This is a genomic window from Mesorhizobium sp. M1A.F.Ca.IN.020.06.1.1 (assembly GCF_004023265.1).
Classification (GTDB): Bacteria; Pseudomonadota; Alphaproteobacteria; order Rhizobiales; family Rhizobiaceae; genus Mesorhizobium.
The window spans coordinates 1-6,053 of sequence record NZ_RZSR01000294.1; the positions used below are offsets into that span (position 1 = coordinate 1).

At 66.4% G+C, this 6,053-nt stretch carries 2 protein-coding genes; both read left to right on the forward strand.

Annotated elements, in window-relative coordinates; translation table 11 throughout:
- Positions 1–3,935, forward strand: a 3,935-nt coding sequence (locus EOA60_RS14965) for an alpha-2-macroglobulin (protein ID WP_164899317.1), incomplete at its 5' end; no start/stop codon positions are given.
- 163 nt (positions 3,936–4,098) lie between these two features.
- Positions 4,099–6,053: penicillin-binding protein 1C (gene pbpC / locus EOA60_RS14970; RefSeq protein ID WP_128311545.1), on the forward strand; the 1,955-nt coding region annotated here is incomplete at its 3' end.

Here is a 6,053-nt window from a genome sequence, read left to right on the forward strand (position 1 = left end):
CCAAGCCGATTGCCGGCGCCGAACTGACGCTGCTTGCCAAGAACAATGAAATCCTCGGCACGGCGACGTCCGACGCCGAGGGCCATGCCGTTTTCAACCCCGGCCTGACGCGCGGCGAAGGCGGCATGGTGCCGGCGGTGCTGATAGCCAAGCAGGGCGACAACGACTTCGTCTTCCTCGACATGGGCCGCGCCGGTTTCGATCTGTCGGACCGCGGCGTTGCCGGGCGTGCCGCGCCCGGCGCACTCGACGTCTATGCCTGGACCGAGCGCGGCATCTACCGCGCCGGCGAAGACGTCCATGTCGCCGCCCTTGCGCGCGACGGCGCCGCCAAGGCGGTCGAGAACCTGCCGCTGACCTTCATCTTCACCCGACCCGATGGGGTCGAGAACCGCCGTATCGTCAGCGACGGCGCTTCCGCCGGCGCCCATGCCGTCGATCTGTCGCTCGAGCCTAACGCCATGCGCGGCACCTGGTCGGTGTCGATCTACACCGATCCCAAGCAGGCACCGGTCGCCAGCCATATGTTCCTGGTCGAAGACTTCGTGCCGGATCGCATCGAGTTCGACTTGACGGCCGACAAGAAGGAAATCGCGCAGGGCGAGACCGCCAATGTCAGCGTCGACGGCCGCTTCCTCTATGGCGCGCCGGCCGCCGGCCTCGCGCTTGAAGGCGAGATGACGCTGTCGACCACGGACAGCTGGGATCGGTTCAAGGACTTCATCTTCGGTCTCGCCGACGAGCAGTCGGCCGAACCTTCGGTGACGCTTTTGGCCAACCTTCCCCTCGTCGGCGACGACGGCAAGGCGACCTTCCCGGTCTCGATCGACCAACTGCCCTCCACGACCAAGCTGATCAACGCCAAGGTCACAGTCCGCATGCGCGAAGCCGGCGGCCGTGCCGTCGAGCGCTCGCTCGACATCGCCGTCCATCCGGAAAAGGAGATGATCGGCATCCGCCCGGATTTCGAAGGCGGCGAGGTGCCGCAAGGCGGAACGGCGAAATTCAGCATCATCGCCGTCGATCCGAACGGCAAACGCGAGGAGCTGAAGGGCGCGCAGTGGTCGCTGGTCAAGGTCGAGCGCAATTACCAGTGGTACCGTTCGAACAATTCCTGGAACTATGAAGCGGTGAACCTCACCAAGGCCGTCGCCAACGGCCAGATCGACCTGAAAGCCGACGGCGAGGCGACCGTGTTGCTTCCTGTCGACTGGGGCCGCTACCGGCTCGAGGTCGAGACGGCCGACCCCGATGGCCCGGCGACCAGCTATGAGTTCGACGCCGGCTGGTACGTCGCCTCGACCACCACCGAAACACCGGACGGCCTGGAGATCGCTCTCGACAAGGACACTTACGCCGCCGGCGAGGTGGCCAAGCTCAAGGTGTCGCCGCATTTTGCCGGCGAACTCCTGGTCACCATCGGCGCCGAGAAGCTGTTGAAGACCGTCACCGCTTCGGTGCCGACCGGCGGCAGCACCGTCGACATCCCGGTCGGCGACGACTGGGGAGCCGGCGCCTATGTCACGGCGACTTTGTTCCGGCCCGGCGATGCGCAGGAATCGCGCATGCCGGCCCGCGCAATCGGCGTCAAATGGCTGACCGTCGATCCGGGTTCGAAGAAGCTCACTGTTGCGCTTACGCCGCCTGAAAAGACGGCCCCGCGCCAGCAGCTGTCGATCCCGGTCGCCGTCAGCGGCGCGCAAGCCGGCAGCAAGGCCTATGTGATGGTCGCGGCCGTCGATGTCGGCATCCTCAATCTCACCAACTACAAGGCGCCCGATCCGGAGGACTGGTTCTTCGGCCAGCGCATGCTGGGTCTGGAAATCCGCGACCTTTATGGCCGCCTGATCGACGGTTCGCTCGGCACCACCGGCAAATTGCGGACCGGCGGCGACGGCGCCAACATGCAGTCGCAGGGCAGCCCGCCGACCGAGAAGCTGGTCGCCTTCTTCTCCGGCCCGGTCGAGCTCGATGCCAACGGCAAGGCGCGGATCGATTTCGACATCCCGCAGTTCAACGGCACCGTGCGCGTCATGGCCGTCGCCTGGACCAAAGAGGCCGTCGGCCATGCTCAAACCGACGTCATCGTGCGCGATCCGGTGGTGATCACCGCCGGCCTGCCGCGCTTCCTGGCGCCTGGCGATGCCGCGACCATGCGTCTCGACATCGCCGACACCGACGGCCCTGCCGGCGACTACAAGCTGTCGGTCACCACGACCGGCGATCTCTCGACCGGCGACAAGCCCCTGCCCGAGAAGCTGACGCTTAGCCAGGGCAAGCGGCAAGCGCTCTCATTTCCGCTGATCGCGCAGACGGCGGGCGACGCTTTGATCACCGTCAAGCTCGCGCATGACGGCGGAACCGAGGTCGAGCAGACGCTCTACCTGCCGGTGCGCCCGGCGCAGCTCCCGGTCACCAACCGCATGGTGGTCGACCTGAAACCCAATGGCGGCGCCTTGCGCGTCGACAAGGAGCTGCTCGCCGCAAGCGTGCTCGACGGTGCTTCGGTCAGCGTCGGCGTCTCACAGGCAGCCGCCTTCGACGTGCCTTCGCTCTTGATGACGCTCGATCGCTACCCCTATGGCTGCGCCGAGCAGACAACCAGCCGTGCCTTGCCGCTGCTCTATGTCAACGACATGGCAAAAAGCATCGGCATGGAGAGCGATCCGGACCTGCATGGTCGCATCCAAGATGCCGTCTACAAGGTGCTGAGCTACCAGGCATCAAGCGGCAGCTTCGGCCTCTGGGGCCCGGGATCCGGTGATCTCTGGCTCGATGCTTATGTCACGGAGTTCCTGACCCGGGCACGCGAGCAGAAATACGACGTGCCGGCTCAGGCGATGAACCAGGCGCTGAACAACCTGCAGAACTCGCTTGGGTATGACCAGGACGTCCAGGATCGCGGCAGCGAGATCGCCTACGCGCTCTATGTGCTCGCCCGCAACAAGAAGGCCTCGATCGGCGATCTGCGCTACTATTCGGACACGCAGCTCGAGTCCTTCTCGAGCCCGATGGCTGTCGCCCAACTGGCCGCGAGCCTGGCGCTCTATGGCGACACCCAGCGTTCGGAGGCGACTTTCCAGACGGCCTTGCGGCTGGCGCAGGCAAGCACCGAATACGACTATTATCGCTCCGATTATGGCTCGCCCCTGCGTGACGGCGCGGCGATGCTGGCGCTGGCCGCGGAATCGAAGCCGGTGCCGAGCATCGTGCCGCAGCTGATCAGGCTGGTGGCGCGTGAACGCGCCGACGCCCGCTGGACGAGCACGCAGGACGAATCCTGGATGCTCCTTGCGGCAAGGGCGCTGAAGGAAGGCAACAATTCGATCACGCTTTCCGTCAACGGCGCGCCGCATACCGGCGGCTATTCCGATCGGGTTGCCGGCAACGAGCTTGTCGACAGCCCGCTCGCCATCGCCAACACCGGCACGACGGCGCTGCAGGCGGTGGTCACCGCGGTGGCCGCACCCGTCGAGCCGCTGCCGGCCGGCGGCGACGGCTTCACCATCGATCGTACCTACTACAGGCTCGACGGCACTGAGGCCAACATCACCGAGGCCAGGCAGAACGAACGCTATGTGGTCGTGCTCAAGGTCCATGAGCAGAACAAATGGCCCTCGCGCCTGCTGATCACCGATCTGTTGCCGGCCGGCTTCGAGATCGACAATCCGAGCCTGGTGTCCAGCGCTCAGTTGTCGAACTTCTCCTGGCTGGCGCAGACCGACGCCGCGCATCTGGAGTTCCGCGACGACCGCTTCGTCGCCGCCTTCAATCCCAACGAAGTCGACGGCGACCGCAACATCACGCTGGCCTATGTCGTGCGCGCCGTGACACCCGGCACCTATGCCCATCCGGCGGCGACGGTGGAGGACATGTACCGGCCGCAATATTCGGCCCGCACCGCCTCCGGCATGATGGAGGTCAAGGCGGAGTAAGTATTCCGACGCTGGCGATCACAAACATGGCGATAGCGCTGCCCCTCATCCGCCTGCCGGCACCCTCTTCCCGTGAAAGACGGGGAGAAGGGACAAGCTCCAGCGCTGACGCCCCCCTCTCCCCGTCTTTCACGGGAAGAGGGTCAGGGTGAGGGGCAGCACCATGCTCTCCAAAAGATTTTTGCGCCGCGCTGCCATAACGGCAGCTTCCTCCGCCGCCTGTCTCGCCTTTTCCGTCGCCGCTCTCTGGGAGCTCGACCGCGCCTTCCCGCCGCCGCTCCCGGCGGCGCTGACGGTCTCCACCGAAGTGCAGGACCGCGACGGCGAACTCTTGCGCGCCTTCGCTACGCCGGACGGCTACTGGCGGCTTGGGACCCGGCTCGACCAGGTCGACAAGCAGTTCGTCGACATGCTGGTCGCTTATGAAGACAAGCGCTTCTGGGACCACCGCGGCGTCGACATGCTGGCGCTTTGTCGCGCCGCCGGGCAGTTCGCCACCAGCGGCCACATCGTTTCCGGCGGCTCGACGCTCTCGATGCAGCTTGCCCGTCTGATCGAGCCGCGCGACAGCCGCAGCCTCGCCTCCAAGGCCAGGCAAATCCTGCGCGCCATCCAGATCGAGCGGCGTTTGTCCAAGCGCGAAATCCTCGAGCGCTACCTGACGCTGGCGCCCTATGGCGGCAACCTGGAAGGTGTGCGCGCCGCCTCGCTCGCCTATTTCGGCAAGGAGCCGAAGCGGCTGACCGTATCGGAAGCAGCACTTTTGGTCGCGCTGCCGCAGTTGCCGGAAAAGCGCCGGCCAGACCGCAATCTCGACATCGCGCATGCCGCGCGCGACCGCGTGCTCACCCGCATGGTCTCGGCCGGTCTGCTCAACGAACGAGAGGCAGCGCGCGCCGCGCTCGACGACGTCTCCGGCCTGCGCCGCAAGCTGCCGGCATTGGCCGCGCATGCGTCCTACGCCATGCTGCCCAAGGCTCAACCCGGCAAGCCGCTGCAACTCACCATCCGCCGCAGTGTTCAGCAAGGGCTGGAACAGGTGGCGAAAGAGGCCGCCAGGAAGCTCGGCCCAAAGCTTTCCGTCGCCATGGTGATGGCCGATGCCCGCACCGGCGACATTCTTGGCGAAGTCGGTTCAGCCGATTTCTTCGACGCCAGCCGATCCGGCTGGATCGACATGACCAAAGTAGTGCGCTCGCCCGGCTCGACGCTGAAGCCGTTCATCTATGGGCTTGCCTTCGAGCAAGGCCTGGTGGCGCAGGAGACGATCATCGAGGACAGCCCCGCCGACTTTGGCGGCTACCGGCCGAAGAATTTCGACATGGGCTACCAAGGCGACGTCAGCATCAGGCAGGCGCTGCAGCTGTCGCTCAACGTGCCGGCGATCCGGGTGCTGGACGCAGTTGGTCCCGCGCGGCTCACGGCGCGCTTCCGCCAGGCCGGCGTCAACCTGGTCCTGCCGCTCAACGAGGCGCCCGGGCTGGCGATCGGCCTCGGCGGCGCCGGCGTGACTTTGCGCGACCTGGTGCAGCTGTATACCGGCCTCGCCAATGGCGGCAAGATGCACACGCTGCATGACGGCACCGAGCCGGCCAATGCCGGGCGCGTCACCGCCACCATCCTCGACGACCAGGCCGCCTGGCAGATCGACGACATCCTGTCCGGCGTGAAGCCGCCCGAAGGTGCGGCCCAGCGCGGCATCGCCTACAAGACCGGCACATCTTACGGCTATCGCGATGCCTGGTCGGTTGGCTTCGACGGCCGCTATGTGCTTGGCGTCTGGGTCGGCCGTGCCGACGCCGGCCCGGTACCTGGCCTCTCCGGCTATGTTTCGGCCGCGCCCATTCTGTTCGAAGGCTTTGTCCGCTCGGGTTTGGCCAGCGTGCCGCTGCCCGGCCGGCCGCCGGGTCTTTTCAATCCCAAACGCGAAGAATTGCCGGTGACGCTCGCCCGCTTCGGCGCCGGCTCCGACGGGCTGGTGCAGGCAACGCCGACTGAACCGGCGCCCACCATCGTCTTCCCGCCGGACGGGGCTCGCGTCGACCTCGGCACCAATTCGGCGGACGCTTCGCCGCTTGTGCTGAAGCTGCAGGGCGGCCGCGCGCCCTTCCGCTGGCT